We start from the raw sequence: 14,031 nt of genomic DNA, 5'->3' as shown, positions 1-14,031 counted from the left end.
GGGGGTCTCCGTCAGGAATCGAGGACGTAGGTGCCGGGAGCGGCGGCGAGGACCTCGAGCCCGCCGCCACCGGGCTGTTCGGGTGCGGGGCGCTCCGCCCCGCCGTGGGCGGCGAGCCAGTCGTCGAGGTCGGGCCACCAGCTCTCGCGGACGGTCTCGGCGTCGGAGAGCCAGGTCTGCGCACCGGGTGGGGTGTCCTTGGCGACCTGGTAGCTCGCCTTCGGGTTGCCGGGCGGGTTGACCAGCGCGGCGATGTGGCCGCTCGTGGAGAGCACGAACCGGGTCTCCCCGCCGAGCAGACCGGTGCTGCGGTAGCAGTTCTCCCACGGCGTGATGTGGTCGTTGATGCCCGCGACGACGTAGGAGTCGACCGTGACCGCCGAGAGGTCGACGGGCTCCCCGCACACCGTCAGCGCGCCCGGGGTGACCAGCGCGTTGCGCATCGCGAGGTCGACGAAGTCGGCGTGCAGCGCCGCCGTCATGCGCACCGTGTCGGCGTTCCAGAACAGGATGTCGAACGCGGGCGGGGTGCGGCCGAGCAGGTAGTTGTTGACCCAGTAGTTCCACACCAGGTCGCCGGGCCGCAGCCAGGCGAAGACCTCCGCGAGGGACCGGCCGTCGAGGTAGCCCTGCCGGCGCGAGAGCGCGGTGGCCGCCGCCGCCAGCGCCGGGTCGGTGAGCGCCCCGACGGTGCCGGCCCGGGCGTTGTCGAGGACGGTCACCTCGAGCACCAGCCCGGCGAGGCGTGCCTGAGCGCCGGTGGCCGCCAGGGTGGAGGCCGTCAGCGCCGCGAGGATGCCGCCCGAGCAGACCCCCGCGAGCACGGTGCGCGACGAGCCGGTGATCCGCTCGACCGCTCCGAGGGCGTCCAGGATCGCGCCCACGTAGGCGTCGAGGCCCCAGTGGGAGTGACGGGCCTCGGGGTTGCGCCAGGACATCACGAACACCTGCTGGCCCCGGCCGACCAGGTACTCGATCTCGCTGCGACCGGGTGCGAGGTCGAGCGCGTAGTACTTGTTGATCGTCGGGGGCGCGATCAGCACCGGCGTCTCGCGGACCCGCGCGGTGCTCGGGGCGTACTGGATCAGCTCGAGCATCTCGGTGCGCAGGACGACCGAGCCCGGGGTGGCAGCGATGGTGCTCCCGATCTCGAACGGCGCGGGGTCGACCATCTGCGGCACCCGCGGCGGGGCGGCGAGATCCCGGACGAGGTGTCCGGCGCCCCGGGCGAAGTTCAGGCCGGCGGTGTCGACGACGGCCTTCGCCGAGGCCGGGTTGAGCAGCGGGACGTTGCTCGGGGCGAGGGCCTCGCGGACGTTGTCGACGAGGAACCGCACCCGGTGGTCGTCGCGCCAGTCCAGGTCGGCGGCGTCGACGAGCTGGTCGACGGTGCGCCCGGCCGCGAGGTAGCCCTGCACCACCCGACGGAGCAGCGGGTTCGACGACCAGGCCGGGTCGCTGAACCGACGGTCGCGGGTCGAGGGCGCGAGCGCCGAGACCCCGGCCACCACCTGCGCCAGCTCCGACCCGAGGCCGGCCAGGAGACGGGCAGTGGCGCGCGGGCGCCGAGCCAGGGAGACCAGCGCGGTGGCGGTGGACGCGTCGGGCCGGAACCGTCGCCAGGTGCCGGTGCCCGCCTCGGTGAGCAGCAGGTCCAACGGCGCGGCGTTCTCGGCCGCGTCGGTGCTCACACCATCTCCGCGGGCACGGTGATCTCCCGCTTGAGGATCTTCCCGGTGGCGCCCTTGGGGAGCGCGGCCTCGATCCACACCCGGCGCGGGTACTTGTAGGCGGCGACCCGGGCCTTGACGAACTCCCGCAGCTCCTCGGGGGTCACCGAGGCGTCCGGGCGCAGCGCGACGGCGGCGGCGACCTCCTCGCCGAGCTCCGGATGCTTGATGCCGATCACCGCGGCCTCGGCGATCGCGGGGTGCTCGTAGAGCACCTCCTCGATCTCGCGGGGGTAGACGTTGTAGCCGCCGCGGATGATCAGGTCCTTGGCGCGGTCGACGATGGTGAAGTAGCCGTCGTCGTCGACGGTGCCGATGTCACCGGTCCGGAACCAGCCGTCGGACATGACGGTCGCGGTGGCCTCCGGTCGACCCCAGTAGCCCTTCATGACGTTGTGGCCGCGGATGGCGATCTCGCCGCTCTGCCCGGCGGGCACGGTGTTCCACTGCGCGTCGACCAGGCGCATCTCGACGCCTTCGACGGGGGTGCCGATCGATCCCGGCTTGCGGGGCCGGTCGGGGTGGTTGAACGACGCCACCGGCGAGGTCTCGGAGAGCCCGTAGCCCTCCAGCACGAGGCAGTCGAAGGTCTTCTCGAACGCGTTGAGGACCTCGACCGGCAGCGCTGCGCCCCCGGAGATGCAGGTGCGCAGGTCGGGCAGGCTGCCGTCCGCCGCGGCGTGGAAGAGCGCTCCGTACATCGTGGGCACGCCCGCGAAGACGGTGACCCGCTCGTCGCGCATCATCGCCAGGGCGGCGTCGGCGTCGAAGCGCGCCATCAGGCACAGGGTGGCGCCCGCACCGATCGCCGCGTTGAGGGCGCACGTCTGCCCGAACGCGTGGAAGAGCGGCAACCCGCCGAACACCACGTCGTCGGTGGTGAGGTGGAGCAGGTTCCGGGCGGTGATCTCCGCGTTGCGGGTCAGGTTGGCGTGGGTGAGCTCGGCGCCCTTCGGGGTGCCGGTCGTCCCCGAGGTGTAGAGCACGACGGCGGTGTCGTCCCCGGCCCGCGGCACGATCTCCGGGTCGGACGGCCCCTCGGCCTCGATGTCGACGAGATGGGCCCCGGCTTCCTGCGCACCGGTGGCGGCCTCGGCCTGCCCCAGACCGGTGCACACGATCCGCCGGGCGCCGCAGTCGGCGAGCTGGAACGCGACCTCCCGGGATTTGAGCAACGGATTCATCGGGACCACGACCCCGCCTGCCCGCAGCACCCCGTAATAGGCCAGGGCGAACTGCGGCACGTTTCCCACCATGATCGCGACCCGGTCGCCCGGCGAGAGACCGTCCGCCCGCAGGATCGCCGCGACCCGACCGGAGAGATCGTCGATCTCGGCGTAGCTGATCCCGTTCCCCTGGTAGCGCAACGCCGTCCGCAACGGATGTGCCGCCGCCGTCCGGCCGAGATTCATCGCCAGATTCATCGTCGTTCCTCGAAACTCCCGGGGCTCCCGATGCGTCCCGTCCGGCAAGCAGGGTGGCCCCGACCGCGCACAGATCGCCAGAGGCATCGGCAGCGGCATCGAGGCCGTTCGCTGTGCACACGCACAGCCCCGATCACGGCCCGCGGCCCTAGATTGACCAGGTGGAGACGCTCACCGGCAGAGCCGACGGGGACGGGTCGCGGGAGCTGGCCCGGACGATGCTCGACGAGGTCGACACCCTGGCCGCCCAGCTCGCGGTCCGGATCGAGGCGCTGGAGCCCGCCTATCGCCACGTCGTCGCCGTGCCGTCGGACGATCTGCTCGGGTCGTGCCGCGATCACCTCACCCACGTGTTCCGGCAATTGTCCGGCGGTCCGGCGAGCCCACTGGACACGCCCCGGGAGACGGGTCGCCGGCGCGCCTCACAAGGGGTGCCGCTGGAATCGGTGCTCCACGCCTTCCGGGTCGGCGGTCGATTCATCTGGCAGCTGATGCTCGACCGCGCGGAACCGTCGCAGCAGCGTTCGTTGCTGACCATCGCGAGCGACGTCTGGGCGGTGATCGACGAGTACAGCAGCGCCATCACCCACGGCTACCGCGAATACACCTTCGAACAGGCGGTGCACAATCAGCAGATCCGCAGCGCCGTCCTCGCCGACATCCTCGACGGCAGCACCGGCGCCGAACCGCGCCTGTCGGAGAACGCCTCACTGCTGCGACTCCCGCTGACCGGCGCGTTCGTCGCCGTGGTGGCCCCGACCCGCACCATCGGTGAGGAGCCCCTGCCCCGGGTCGAAGCCTCGCTGCAGGCCCACGACCTCACCTCGGCCTGGAACCTCGCGGTCTCCGAGCAGATCGGGCTCGTCGCCCTCACCCGCCGTCGGGGCGTCGAGGCCCTGGTGGAGCAGCTCGATCGGCTCGCCCACGGCCCGGTCGGGGTCAGCGAGGTCGTCGACACCCTCACGGACGCGCCCCGGGCCGCCGCGCACGCGCGCCTCGCTGCGGAGGCGGCCCGTCGCGACCCGCCCCACGTGCTGCGCTACGACGACGACCCGACCGCCGTGCTCCTGGCCGGATCCCCCGACCTGAGCCGCCGCATCCGTCAGAACGTGCTCGGGCCGCTGCTCGCGCTCCCCGAACCCGACCGCGACGCGCTCCTCGAGACCCTTCGTGCCTGGTCGCTGCGGCAGGGGTCGCTGGCCGACGTCGCGCAGACGCTGCACATCCACCGCAACACGCTCTACCTCCGGATCCGGCGGATCGAGGAGATCACCGGCCGGAGCACCACCGACCCGCACGCCGTGGCCGAGCTCCACCTCGCGATCGAGGCTCTCCGGATCGCGCCGGATACCGACTGACCGACCGGCTGGCGCTTCGCCACCGGGCCCGGACCCCGGCCGCTCGTCACACCCGCGTCGTCTCCGGTGTCAGGGAGGTGGAAGGCCGACACGTCCGGCCGCAACCACGGAGGAAGGAACGCCATGAAGATCATGACTTGTCGCCAGCTGGGTGGACCCTGCGACCTCGAGCACCCCGGTGAGACCGCCGACGACGTCATCAAGGCCAACGACCGCCACCTCAAGGAGGCCGAGAAGGCCGGCGACGCGGTCCACCAGCCGGCGCGCGAGGCGATGAAGGGTCGCTGGCGGCATCCGAAGAAGTCGATGGGCTGGTACCGCGACGTCAAGAAGGCGTTCGCGGACCTGCCCCAGGTCTGACCGGCGCGCGCCGCCCGGCCGTCGTCGGGAGTCACCCGTTCCGATGATCAACGTGCCGCGACCGTGACCCGGAGACGGATCGCCGAGTTGGCAACACGTTATTCAACGATCGAACGGTCGAGGCGGGACTCGCGGCGACCGGCCCCTCTCAGGAAGGACGCCGACGATGGCGACCCTGCGCTCCACCCTGCTGGCCACGGCGATGATCGGCACCGGCCTGGTCTCCGGCGCCGGCATGGCGCTGGCCGGCGAGGCTCCCAGCGGCCACGGCGGCGACGACGGTATCGGCGCCACCCAGCACCACGACGGGACCACGGTGCAGAAGGGCCTGATCAACTCCAGCGACTTCGCCCCGAACACCACCGGCGACCTCTGCAACAACGACGTGCCGGTCAACGCGCTCGGCGTGCAGGTCCCGGTGCAGGACAACGCCGGCGGGGTGCCGATCCTGTCGAAGGCCGGCCACGGCAACAGCGCCGCCAACGCCAAGGGCTGCCACAACCCGATCCACGCCATCAACTAGCGGTCGTCCTCGGGCCCCGTCGCGCCCGGCGCGGCGGAGCCCGGGGCGACTCCGGGCTCGACGACGCCCGAGCGCGGTTCAGCCTGGTCGGGCCGATCCGGACGGCGACGCCGGGCCCGCGCCGGGCGGAGTCAGGTCGCCGCGGGTGCACGGTTGCTGACACGGCTGGGCCAGTCCGGGCATGAGATGTGTCCGGACCGGGACGGCGCGATCGATCGTGACCACGGCGACGAGAGCGCCGACCACGCAGAGGCCGGCGCAGATCACCATGGCTCGGGCGAAGCCCGGCCCGAGCGGACCGGTCCCGATGGAATCGAGTCCCGCGACGAGCGGCAGGACGGCGACCGCGAGCAGGCTCGCCAGGCGCGAGACACCGTTGTTCGCTCCCGAGGCCGCGCCCACGTGCGATTCGTCGACCGACGCGAGCACGGTCGAGGTCAGCGGCGAGACGGTGACGGCCATACCCAACCCGAACACGGTCACGCCGGGCAGGACGCCCTCGACGTACCCGGCCCCGGGAACCGCCCGGGTGAACAGCAGGAAACCGGCGGCGGCGAGCAACGGCCCGACGGTCATGAGCCATCGGGGACCGATCCGCTGCGACAACCCGCCGACGGCCCGCGACAGCAGCAACATGATGAGCGTGAACGGCAGCAGCGCCGCTCCGGCGGCCAGCGCCGAGTAGCCCATGCTCTGCTGCAGTTGGAGGGCGAGCAGGAACAGCGCGCCGCCGAGCCCGGTGTAGACCGCCAGGGTCACCAGGTTCGCCCCGACGAACTGGCGGGAGCGGAACATGCTCAGCGGGATCAGGGGCGCGGTGGCGGCCCGTTCGACGAACGGGAAAGCCGCCAGTGCGAGCACTCCGAGCACTGCCGAGCCTGTGATCGTCGGCGTCCAGCCACGGGTCGGGCCCTCGATGAGCGCGTAGACGATTCCGGCGAGTCCCACCGTCACGGCCGCGGCCCCGGCGACGTCGAGACGGCCCGTCAGCGCCCGATCGCGGCTCTCGGGGACGTGTCGCGCCGTGACCGCGACGGCCGCGACCGCCAGCGGCACGTTGATGAAGAAGACCCAGCGCCAGGACGCAGCGTCGACGAGCCAGCCTCCGAGGAAGGGGCCCAACGCCGAGGCGACGCCGCTGAGACCGGCCCACGTGCCGACCGCGCGTCCGCGGTCGGCGTGGGCGATGACGGAGTCGATCAGGGCGAGGCTGCCGGGGACCAGGAGCGCTCCGCCGACGCCCTGGGCGATCCTGGCGGCGATCAGCATGGTTCCGGACGCGGCGACCCCGCAGCCGAGAGAGGCGAGTGTGAAGAGCACCAGGCCCGCCATGAAGACCCGGCGGCGTCCGTAGCGGTCCCCGAGCGCGCCGCCGAGCAGCAGTAACGAGGACAGGGTCAGGTAATAGCCGTCGAGCACCCATTGCTGGGTGGTGATACCGCCACCGAGCTCGCGGCCGATCTCGGGCAGGGCGACATTGACCACGGATCCGTCGAGGAACGCCATCCCGGAACCGAGCGCGGCCGCGACGATGAGCCAGCGGCCCGACGGCGAGGCCAGCGGCACACCTGGCGGGGACGGTGAAGGATTCATGGTCTCGCGCCCGATCCTGCCTCGAAGGCGGCGGAGTGGACAGAGACTCGCCTAGGGGCCCGGGTTCGGACCGGGGGGTGTGGCCCGCAGACCGGTGCGCGCGTCGCCCGCACCGGCGGTGGTCGGGCGCTGGTACTCGGACTCGAGAACCAGGTCAGGGAGCACGGACTGGTACTCGACGTGGGTGTGGTGCTCGACGGTGCGCCAGTCGTGTCCGTCGCGTCGGCGCATGTAGTCGAGGTACTCGGGCGCGCCGGGAAATCTGACGTTGTCGGCGACCACGATGCTGCCGGGGTGCAGCCAGCCCTGCTCCAGGATGCGTTCCAGATCGGGGACGTACTCCTCCTTGGCGTGGTCGATGAACACCAGGTCGAGGCCGCCGGCGCCGAACTCGTCCTGCTCACGCAGGCGTCGAATGGTGCGTCCGCCGTCTCCGAGGAAGCCGATGACCGCGGTGACCCGGTCGCCGACGCCGGCGTGCTCCCAGACGCGGCGTGCGATGGCGGCGTTGGCCGGGCTGACCTCCACCGACCACAGGTGAGCGCCGGACGGCATCGCGCGGATGATCCGGAGGGCGCTGTACCCGCAGTAGGAACCCAGTTCCAGCACGCGCCGCGGCTGTGCCCGGTGCACCGCGCGGTCCAGGATGGCGCCCTTCTCGTCGCCGACGTTGATCAGGAACGATTTCCGCCAACAGAACTCGTCGATCGCGCGGATGGCGTCGTCGATGTCGCCGGGTTCGGCGTGGGAGGAGACGTGATCGGCCATTGCCTGTTCTCGACCGTCGCCGACCTGCCACTCCCGGAGCAGGTGCTTCATCCCCAGGAACAGCCGCAGCGCCGACCACCGCAGGAGGACCACCGGTTTACCGGCCGCCTCGTTCACGGCGACCGCCGTGGCGCCCGCCACCAGTGACCAGTGCGGCCAGCTCGAGCGGCCCCGGCGGGCACGGTTGATCGCGATCAGCCCCGCCAGCCCGCCCACGCCGGTGGCCGCCAGGAGCCCGGGGGACGGCGGGACCATCGGTCGCCCGCGGTGGGTGTCGACCGCATGATCGCTGCGGATGGCCGCGAGGTCGTCGTGCTGGTCCATGAGTTCTCCCCGATCGCCCGCCCCTGGGACGTCGCAGCCTGTGGCGCACGGTCCCGGCGAAGCGCGGCGTCACGGACGACCGTGCATCCGTCCGGCGATGCGGGACAACCTATTGGCTACAGAAAGTCATGGCCGCTCGGCGGTCGTTCACCCGTGCGGCCGCGATCCCGCACGCGGGCTTCCGGGTCCAAAGGCCCGCCCCGAGGGGACCGGAGCCCGGGTCGCGCGGACCTCGGGATGCGGTCTGATCCGCGACAGGGGCGGATCAGGAGGCATCGAGATGATCGAACAGAGCGGACAGGGCGACCTCACTGCCACGGCGCCGGACGGGCTCCCCGTGCTCTCGGCGGGCAGGCACCACGGGCCGAGGCAGGGCTCCTGCGTGATGGAGTACGTCTCGGTGCTGGCCGGGGAGCCGTGGAGCGACCGACCCCGGTGCACGGACCGCGCCCTCGCCGAGCTCGCCCGACGGGTGAACGACGGGGTGCGCCCCGCGGTCCGGCCGGAGCTGGCCGGGCTCGCGCCCCGTCTGGTCGGAGCGGTCGGGCCGGAGAAGGCCACGGATGTCGTGGCGGGCGCGATCGCACGGGTCGGGCTGGAGGACAACCCCGGCGACCTGGGGCTGACCCGGGTGCACCGGGGCGCGCGTGCCCGGCTGGCCCGGGCGGGCGGACCGGGCGGCCGGCTGTGGCGCGCCATGGTCCGATGCGAACGGGTCGCGAGTCACGCCGGGGTCGGCGACGCGTACGCGCAGTTCGAGCGGACGATGGCGGGCCGACCCCGTGCCGAGCGCGACGCCGTCCGGGTCCGTGCGCTGGCCGCGGCCGTCGAGGACGTGCGCCGACACGTGGAAGCACCCGAGGAGCGCCCCGTGCCCTCGTGGCCGGCGGGCCGGGACCGGCCGAGAGCCTCAGCCGGCTGAGGGCGCCGGACACCGTCCGCGATGCTCGTGACAGACCCAGAGCGGCGCGAAACGGCGCACCGCGGGCGCGGGGGTGCTACCGCCGCCGAGGCTGACCGGGCAGGACCGGAGTCCAGCAGCGCTCGCACAACGGGGGAACGGGATCGCCGGCAGCCGGCGAGTCGGGAACCACCCCGTCAGTGTCGATCGCCGCCGCATCCGGTGGTGTCGGCCATTCGCCTCTGACGGGGCGGACGATCCGATCACCTGAGAACTCGGAGACCGGACTGTCCGGGTGTCGAACCGATCTCGACGGGTCTCGGCCAGGGTCCCCGGGCCTCACGCGACGGGACCTTCGACCGTGTGGCGGGCCCGCGCACCGGGCGGATCGTCGCGGTCCCGACCGCGGTGTCGGACGAGGGAGGTCCGGGATGGTCACCTACGCCTACCGCTGCACCGCGTGCGGATCGGTCGACCTGACCTTCCCGATGGGGCAGGCGCCCACCCGCACGGACTGCCCCCGCTGCGGGGCAGGGGCGGAACGCCGCTGGACCTCACCCGGGCTGACCCGGCTGCACCGCGGACTCCGGGACGCCTTCGCCCGCGAGGAGCGCAGTCGCGACGAGCCCGAGGTGGTGTCGCGGCCCCACGGCGGTCGTCGCATGTGAGGTCCGCCGGACGCGCCCGGACGACGCGTCCGGCCCGGGGGGTCGATCGAGGCCCGGGGATGCCCGGGCCTCCGCTCTGGGAGGAGGGCGTCGACATGGCGTCCGTGGGACTGTTCTACGTCGGGGCCGTGCTCTTCATCAACGGCCTGATGCTGCTCGGGTACGTCGAGCCCAAGGCCGCGGCCATCCTCAACCTCTTCGTCGGGACGTTGCAGGTGGTCACGCCGACCTACCTGATCTTCACCGCGAACGGGGACACCTCGACGATCCTGCAGGCCTCGGGGCTGTACCTCTTCGGCTTCACCTACCTGTACGTCGGGATCGGCCTGCTCGCCGGGCTCGACTCGACCGGCGTCGGCTGGTTCTCGCTGTTCGTCGCCATCGGGGCGCTCGGCTTCTCCGCGCTGAACTTCACCCAGCTCGCCAATCAGCCGTTCGGGGTCATCTGGCTCTACTGGGCGCTGCTGTGGACCCTGTTCTTCGTCCTGCTCGGCCTCAAGCGTGAGCGGCTGACCCGCTACACGGGCTGGGTCGCGCTCATCGAGGGATGGGTGACCGCGGCGGTTCCCGGCTTCCTGCTGCTGGCCGGGCTCTGGCAGAACCGCACGCTCACCGCGGTCGTCCTCGGGATCGTCGGTGTCGTGATGGTGGTGGCGCTGCTGCCGACGCTGCGCGGCGCCGGACCACGGCACGCCGAGGAGGCGCCGGAGCCGACGCCCCGCCCGACCGCGCCGGAGCCCGAGCCCGCCCCGGACCGGCCGCTCACGCGGACCTGAGGGTCCGCGACCCGACGTCGGGACGGCGCCGCACCGCGACCCGTCCCGACGGTTCCCTCCGGCCCGTCCGGGCCGGATCCACCGGCCGGCCCGGACCGGCCCGCTGTGAAGGAAGTGATCCCGTGCCCGAGACCGTCTTCGAGGTGGACCAGTCCAAGTCGATGCGCGACCAGGTCGTCCCCGGCCACAACCGGTGGCATCCCGACGTCCCCGTGGCCACGATGGTCCGGCCCGGCAACGAGTTCCGTGTCGAGTGCCGGGAGTGGACGGACGCGCAGCTCGGCAACAACGACTCGGCCAACGACGTCCGCGACGTCGACCTCACCCACGCCCACATGCTCTCCGGGCCCATCGGCGTGGAGGGCGCCGAGCCCGGCGACCTGCTCGTCGTGGACATCCTGGACCTCGGGCCGTGCCAGGCGCCGCAGGAGTACGGCGACGCGCCCGGCCAGGGCTGGGGCTACACCGGGATCTTCGCCAAGACCAACGGGGGCGGCTTCCTCACCGACTTCTACCCGGACTCGGCCAAGGCGATCTGGGACTTCCGCGGGCAGGTCGCGACCTCCCGGCACCTGCCGGGGGTGCGCTACACCGGTATCACCCACCCCGGGCTGTTCGGCACGGCACCGTCGGCGGACCTGCTCGCGCGCTGGAACCGTCGTGAGCAGGTACTGATCGACCGTGACCCGGACCGCGTCCCGGCGCTGGCGCTCCCGCCGCTGGCGCAGAACTCGCTGGGCGGCCAGGCGACCGGCTCGCTCGCCGACCAGATCGCCCGGGAGGGCGCGCGCACGGTGCCGGCCCGCGAGAACGGCGGGAACCACGACATCAAGAACTTCACGCGCGGCAGCCGCGTCTACTACCCGGTGCTCGTCGACGGCGCGAAGCTCTCGGGCGGGGATCTGCACTTCAGCCAGGGCGACGGCGAGATCACCTTCTGCGGCGCCATCGAGATGGGCGGTTTCATCGACTTCGGGGTCGACCTCATCAAGGGCGGCATGGAGACCTACGGCGTCAGTACCAACCCGATCTTCATGCCCGGGAACGTCGAGCCGCGCTACTCGGAGTTCCTCACCTTCATCGGGATCTCGGTGGACCACGAGACCGACACCAACGAGTACCTCGACGCCACGTTGGCCTATCGACGGGCCTGCCTCAACGCCGTCGAGTACCTCAAGAAGTTCGGCTACACGGGCGAGCAGGCCTACCTCCTGCTGGGCTCCGCGCCGATCGAGGGCCGGATCAGCGGCGTGGTGGACATCCCGAACGCCTGCTGCTCGCTGTACCTGCCGACCGCGATCTTCGACTTCGACATCCGGCCGTCGGCGGCGGGCCCGGTGACGGCGGACCGGGGCATGTGCGCCGTGACGAGCTGATGGTCGACGACCCCGAGGACGACGCCCCGGGGGAGGAGCGGGAGTTCACCCCGCCGCCGAAGCACGTGGCGGCGGACCGCTTCGCCTCCGGGGCGATCCGGTCGGCGCAGTCGATCAGTGACGGGCTCGCCGAGGCGGGGGTCGGCGACGACGACCCGGTGGTGATCGACCGTTCGGGCCCCCGTCACTCGTTGGCCGCGCTGGACCGGCTGCTCGCCTCGGCACTCGAGGAGGACGAGCAGGGAGCCGAGGCCGCCCCCGGCGGGGACGTCACGCCGGAGGAGCCACCGTCGGACGGGCGGTGACGGTCACGCCGCGCCGCCCGCAACTCCAGCAGGCAGGGTCGGGGTCGGGATCGCGGCCGGCGACGTCACACGGCGCGCAGTGCCACTGCGTGACGATGTAGGGGTCGCCGTCCGGTGCAGGTCCGGGTCTGATCGGAGGTCTCCTCGATTCGCGGTCGGGCCGACGGATTCGCGGTCCGGATGACGATAGAGGCGGACGTCCCGATCCTGGCTCGGCCATTCGGCGGTACTGTGTCCGACGATCCGATGCCGGAGTAGTTCGAGGCTCGAAGGAACCCGCCGGCTCAGCGGCGCGAACCCGTCGCGTGCCGGCGCAGGGCGTCGATGAGGCTCCGCGCCCGGACGTCCTTTCCGACCACCTCGAGCACCCCGCTGCGCATCGCGGTCGCCGTCTCCTCCGGGGTGATCGCTCCGGAATGGATCAGGACCCCGACGCCGGGGGCCAGGTCCCGGAGCGCGGCCGCCAGCTCCGCGCCGCGGCCGTCGGGGAGGCGGTTGTCCACCACGGCGAGGTCCGGACGGTGCTCCAGGATCGCCCGGTGGCCCGCGGCGCGGCTCTCGACGGCGGCGACCACGTCGAAGCCCGCGGCCTCGAGCAGCACGACCAGGTGTTCGCGCACCCGGACGTGGTCCTCGACGAGGACGACCCGAGGCCGACCGGCTCCGCGGCTGCCGCGTCCGGAGGGGGCCTGTGCTGCGGTCACCAGCGGATTCTGCCTCGTCGTCGGTGACGCGCACCCGACCGGACACCCGTCGTCGGGGCCGAGCGAGTACGGACAGGAGGTCCCGACGGTGAAGGCGGTGGCCGACGGAGTCCGGGAGCTCATGGTGGCGGAGGAGAGCTACCGCCGGGCGGTGGCCGCCGCGATGGGGATCGCACCGGTCGAGGCGACCGCGCTGGAGTTCCTGCTGCACAACGGTGCCCGGACTCCCAGCCTGATCGCCGCCCGGACGGGGTTGTCGCGGACGAGCACGACGGCGTTGGTCGACCGTCTCGCCGCCGCCGGCTGGGTCGCCCGCCGACCTCACCCGCTGGACCGGCGCAGCGTGCTCGTCGACCTGACCGACGACGGCTTCGACGTCGTGTGCTCGACCTACCTGCTCTTCGCCCGGGACATCGGCGCGGCCCTGGACGAGGCCGATCCCCGGCTGCGGGAGGACCCGCAGTGGCGACGGGCGGTGGGCAGCCTGGTGGAGGAGATCGCCGCGAGTCTGCGCCACCGTGCGGGCGACGTGCTCGGGGTCGAGGCCGCCCTGTCCCGCCACCTCGTCGGAACGGAGACGGCGCTCCCGGACGCAGGGTCGGGGGACACCGGTCCGCCCTCGCCGGGGCGGGCCCGGTGATCGGCCGGGGCCGCGTCGTGTCACGTCTTCGCCGGCGGCTCGGGCCTCGGCGCGGGGTCGGGCGCGTCGACGGTGTCGGTCTCGCTCCCGCCGCGATCCGCCGTCGCCGCCAGAGCGTCCTCGATGCCTCGTCGGTCGCCGCTGCGCTCCCGCAGCGCGGCGGCCATGCGCTCGAGCAGGTCGGTGATGGCCTCCCGCAGCTCGGTCTCCTGCCGCAGCCGCGGGTCGGCCCGGTCGAGCGCGGCGTCGATGTCGATCGCGAACATCGTGTACATCTCCCCGATCGCGGCGCGCCCGAGGTCGGTGAGCTCGACGAGCACGCTGCGCCGGTCGTGCGGATTCGGGGTGCGGCGCACGAGCTGGGACGCGGCGAGGCGGTCCAACAGCGCGGTCGTGCTGGCGGCCGTCAGCCCGATCCGGGCGGCGATCGTCGAGGGCGTCTGCGGGCCGTTGTGCAGCAGGTGGCCCAGGACCGCGGACTCGGTGACGCCGATGCGGAGCCCGGCCGCCATCGTCTGGCGGTAGTGGTCCGATGCCACGATCAGCTCACGGACCTGGCGGGCGAGCCTCTCCACGTCCTC

General features: G+C 72.7%; 15 protein-coding genes. 9 read left to right on the top strand and 6 right to left on the bottom strand.

What is annotated here, in order from left to right:
* Positions 1-11: 11 nt before the first annotated feature.
* Together LQ327_RS18100 and LQ327_RS18095 are read right to left on the bottom strand one after the other, a co-directional pair.
* Entirely contained in the window at positions 12-1,691 is a 1,680-nt protein-coding gene (locus LQ327_RS18100) for a PHA/PHB synthase family protein (protein ID WP_230736174.1), read from the bottom strand.
* Entirely contained in the window at positions 1,688-3,154 is a 1,467-nt protein-coding gene (locus tag LQ327_RS18095; RefSeq protein ID WP_230736172.1) for a long-chain-fatty-acid--CoA ligase, read from the bottom strand. Before LQ327_RS18095 ends, LQ327_RS18100 begins: the two co-directional genes overlap by 4 nt.
* Positions 3,155-3,315: 161 nt before the next feature.
* On the opposite strand from LQ327_RS18095, the gene LQ327_RS18090 reads away from it, so the two are divergent.
* From LQ327_RS18090 to LQ327_RS18080, 3 genes are all read left to right on the top strand, one after another.
* Complete coding sequence (locus LQ327_RS18090; RefSeq protein ID WP_230736170.1) at positions 3,316-4,512, top strand: PucR family transcriptional regulator; 1,197 nt, start codon at positions 3,316-3,318, stop codon at positions 4,510-4,512.
* A gap of 123 nt (positions 4,513-4,635) precedes the next feature.
* Positions 4,636-4,872 carry a hypothetical protein gene (locus LQ327_RS18085; protein ID WP_230736168.1) on the top strand — a complete coding sequence of 79 codons (237 nt, stop codon included), beginning with the start codon at positions 4,636-4,638 and terminating at the stop codon, positions 4,870-4,872.
* 166 nt (positions 4,873-5,038) lie between these two features.
* Positions 5,039-5,395, top strand: coding sequence for a hypothetical protein (locus LQ327_RS18080; protein ID WP_230736165.1), 357 nt, complete (start codon positions 5,039-5,041; stop codon positions 5,393-5,395).
* Positions 5,396-5,473: 78 nt separating this feature from the next.
* Here the strand turns inward: LQ327_RS18080 and LQ327_RS18075 are convergent, their stop codons facing one another.
* A complete protein-coding gene (locus LQ327_RS18075; RefSeq protein ID WP_230736163.1) occupies positions 5,474-6,988 on the bottom strand; it encodes an MFS transporter in 1,515 nt (504 codons plus the stop codon).
* A 51-nt stretch (positions 6,989-7,039) separates the two neighbouring features.
* On the bottom strand, positions 7,040-8,080 hold the full coding sequence (locus tag LQ327_RS18070) for an O-methyltransferase (protein ID WP_230736160.1): 1,041 nt from the start codon (positions 8,078-8,080) through the stop codon (positions 7,040-7,042).
* A gap of 280 nt (positions 8,081-8,360) precedes the next feature.
* Between LQ327_RS18070 and LQ327_RS18065 the strand changes: the two genes are divergently transcribed.
* The 5 genes from LQ327_RS18065 (at position 8,361) to LQ327_RS18045 (ending at position 12,106) form a co-directional block, all read left to right on the top strand.
* Positions 8,361-9,002, top strand: coding sequence for a hypothetical protein (locus tag LQ327_RS18065; protein ID WP_230736158.1), 642 nt, complete (start codon positions 8,361-8,363; stop codon positions 9,000-9,002).
* Between the two features lie 410 nt (positions 9,003-9,412).
* The gene (locus LQ327_RS18060; protein WP_230736157.1) at positions 9,413-9,649 is read left to right on the top strand and encodes an FmdB family zinc ribbon protein; all 237 of its coding nucleotides are present in this window, start codon (positions 9,413-9,415) and stop codon (positions 9,647-9,649) included.
* Between the two features lie 95 nt (positions 9,650-9,744).
* Positions 9,745-10,425: an AmiS/UreI family transporter gene (locus LQ327_RS18055; RefSeq protein WP_230736155.1), complete on the top strand. Its 681-nt coding sequence runs from the start codon at positions 9,745-9,747 to the stop codon at positions 10,423-10,425.
* Positions 10,426-10,547: 122 nt separating this feature from the next.
* Positions 10,548-11,801 carry a formamidase gene (gene fmdA, locus LQ327_RS18050; RefSeq protein WP_230736153.1) on the top strand — a complete coding sequence of 418 codons (1,254 nt, stop codon included), beginning with the start codon at positions 10,548-10,550 and terminating at the stop codon, positions 11,799-11,801.
* Complete coding sequence (locus LQ327_RS18045; protein ID WP_230736151.1) at positions 11,801-12,106, top strand: hypothetical protein; 306 nt, start codon at positions 11,801-11,803, stop codon at positions 12,104-12,106. Before fmdA ends, LQ327_RS18045 begins: the two co-directional genes overlap by 1 nt.
* 284 nt (positions 12,107-12,390) lie before the next feature.
* Here the strand turns inward: LQ327_RS18045 and LQ327_RS18040 are convergent, their stop codons facing one another.
* The gene (locus LQ327_RS18040; protein ID WP_230736149.1) at positions 12,391-12,810 is read right to left on the bottom strand and encodes a response regulator; all 420 of its coding nucleotides are present in this window, start codon (positions 12,808-12,810) and stop codon (positions 12,391-12,393) included.
* 97 nt (positions 12,811-12,907) lie between these two features.
* On the opposite strand from LQ327_RS18040, the gene LQ327_RS18035 reads away from it, so the two are divergent.
* Positions 12,908-13,450, top strand: a complete 543-nt coding sequence (locus LQ327_RS18035; protein ID WP_230736148.1) for a MarR family winged helix-turn-helix transcriptional regulator — start codon at positions 12,908-12,910, stop codon at positions 13,448-13,450.
* A 20-nt stretch (positions 13,451-13,470) separates the two neighbouring features.
* Here the strand turns inward: LQ327_RS18035 and LQ327_RS18030 are convergent, their stop codons facing one another.
* Entirely contained in the window at positions 13,471-14,025 is a 555-nt protein-coding gene (locus LQ327_RS18030; protein WP_230736146.1) for a MarR family winged helix-turn-helix transcriptional regulator, read from the bottom strand.
* Between the last annotated feature and the right edge of the window lie 6 nt (positions 14,026-14,031).

Origin of the sequence: Actinomycetospora endophytica (genome assembly GCF_021026375.1) — a bacterium.
Classification (GTDB): Bacteria; Actinomycetota; Actinomycetes; order Mycobacteriales; family Pseudonocardiaceae; genus Actinomycetospora; species Actinomycetospora endophytica.
Note: the sequence above shows the minus strand (reverse complement) of the source record. Positions and strands in the feature narration are given on the sequence as shown.

Excerpts from the sequence above, each read along its gene's own strand:
- LQ327_RS18095 (WP_230736172.1), bottom strand. The coding sequence starts at position 3,154 with ATGAATCTGGCGATGAATCTCGGCCGGACGGCGGCGGCACATCCGTTG.
- LQ327_RS18085 (WP_230736168.1), top strand. The coding sequence starts at position 4,636 with ATGAAGATCATGACTTGTCGCCAGCTGGGTGGACCCTGCGACCTCGAG.
- LQ327_RS18080 (WP_230736165.1), top strand. The coding sequence starts at position 5,039 with ATGGCGACCCTGCGCTCCACCCTGCTGGCCACGGCGATGATCGGCACC.
- LQ327_RS18075 (WP_230736163.1), bottom strand. The coding sequence starts at position 6,988 with ATGAATCCTTCACCGTCCCCGCCAGGTGTGCCGCTGGCCTCGCCGTCG.
- LQ327_RS18070 (WP_230736160.1), bottom strand. The coding sequence starts at position 8,080 with ATGGACCAGCACGACGACCTCGCGGCCATCCGCAGCGATCATGCGGTC.
- LQ327_RS18065 (WP_230736158.1), top strand. The coding sequence starts at position 8,361 with ATGATCGAACAGAGCGGACAGGGCGACCTCACTGCCACGGCGCCGGAC.
- LQ327_RS18060 (WP_230736157.1), top strand. The coding sequence starts at position 9,413 with ATGGTCACCTACGCCTACCGCTGCACCGCGTGCGGATCGGTCGACCTG.
- LQ327_RS18055 (WP_230736155.1), top strand. The coding sequence starts at position 9,745 with ATGGCGTCCGTGGGACTGTTCTACGTCGGGGCCGTGCTCTTCATCAAC.
- LQ327_RS18045 (WP_230736151.1), top strand. The coding sequence starts at position 11,801 with ATGGTCGACGACCCCGAGGACGACGCCCCGGGGGAGGAGCGGGAGTTC.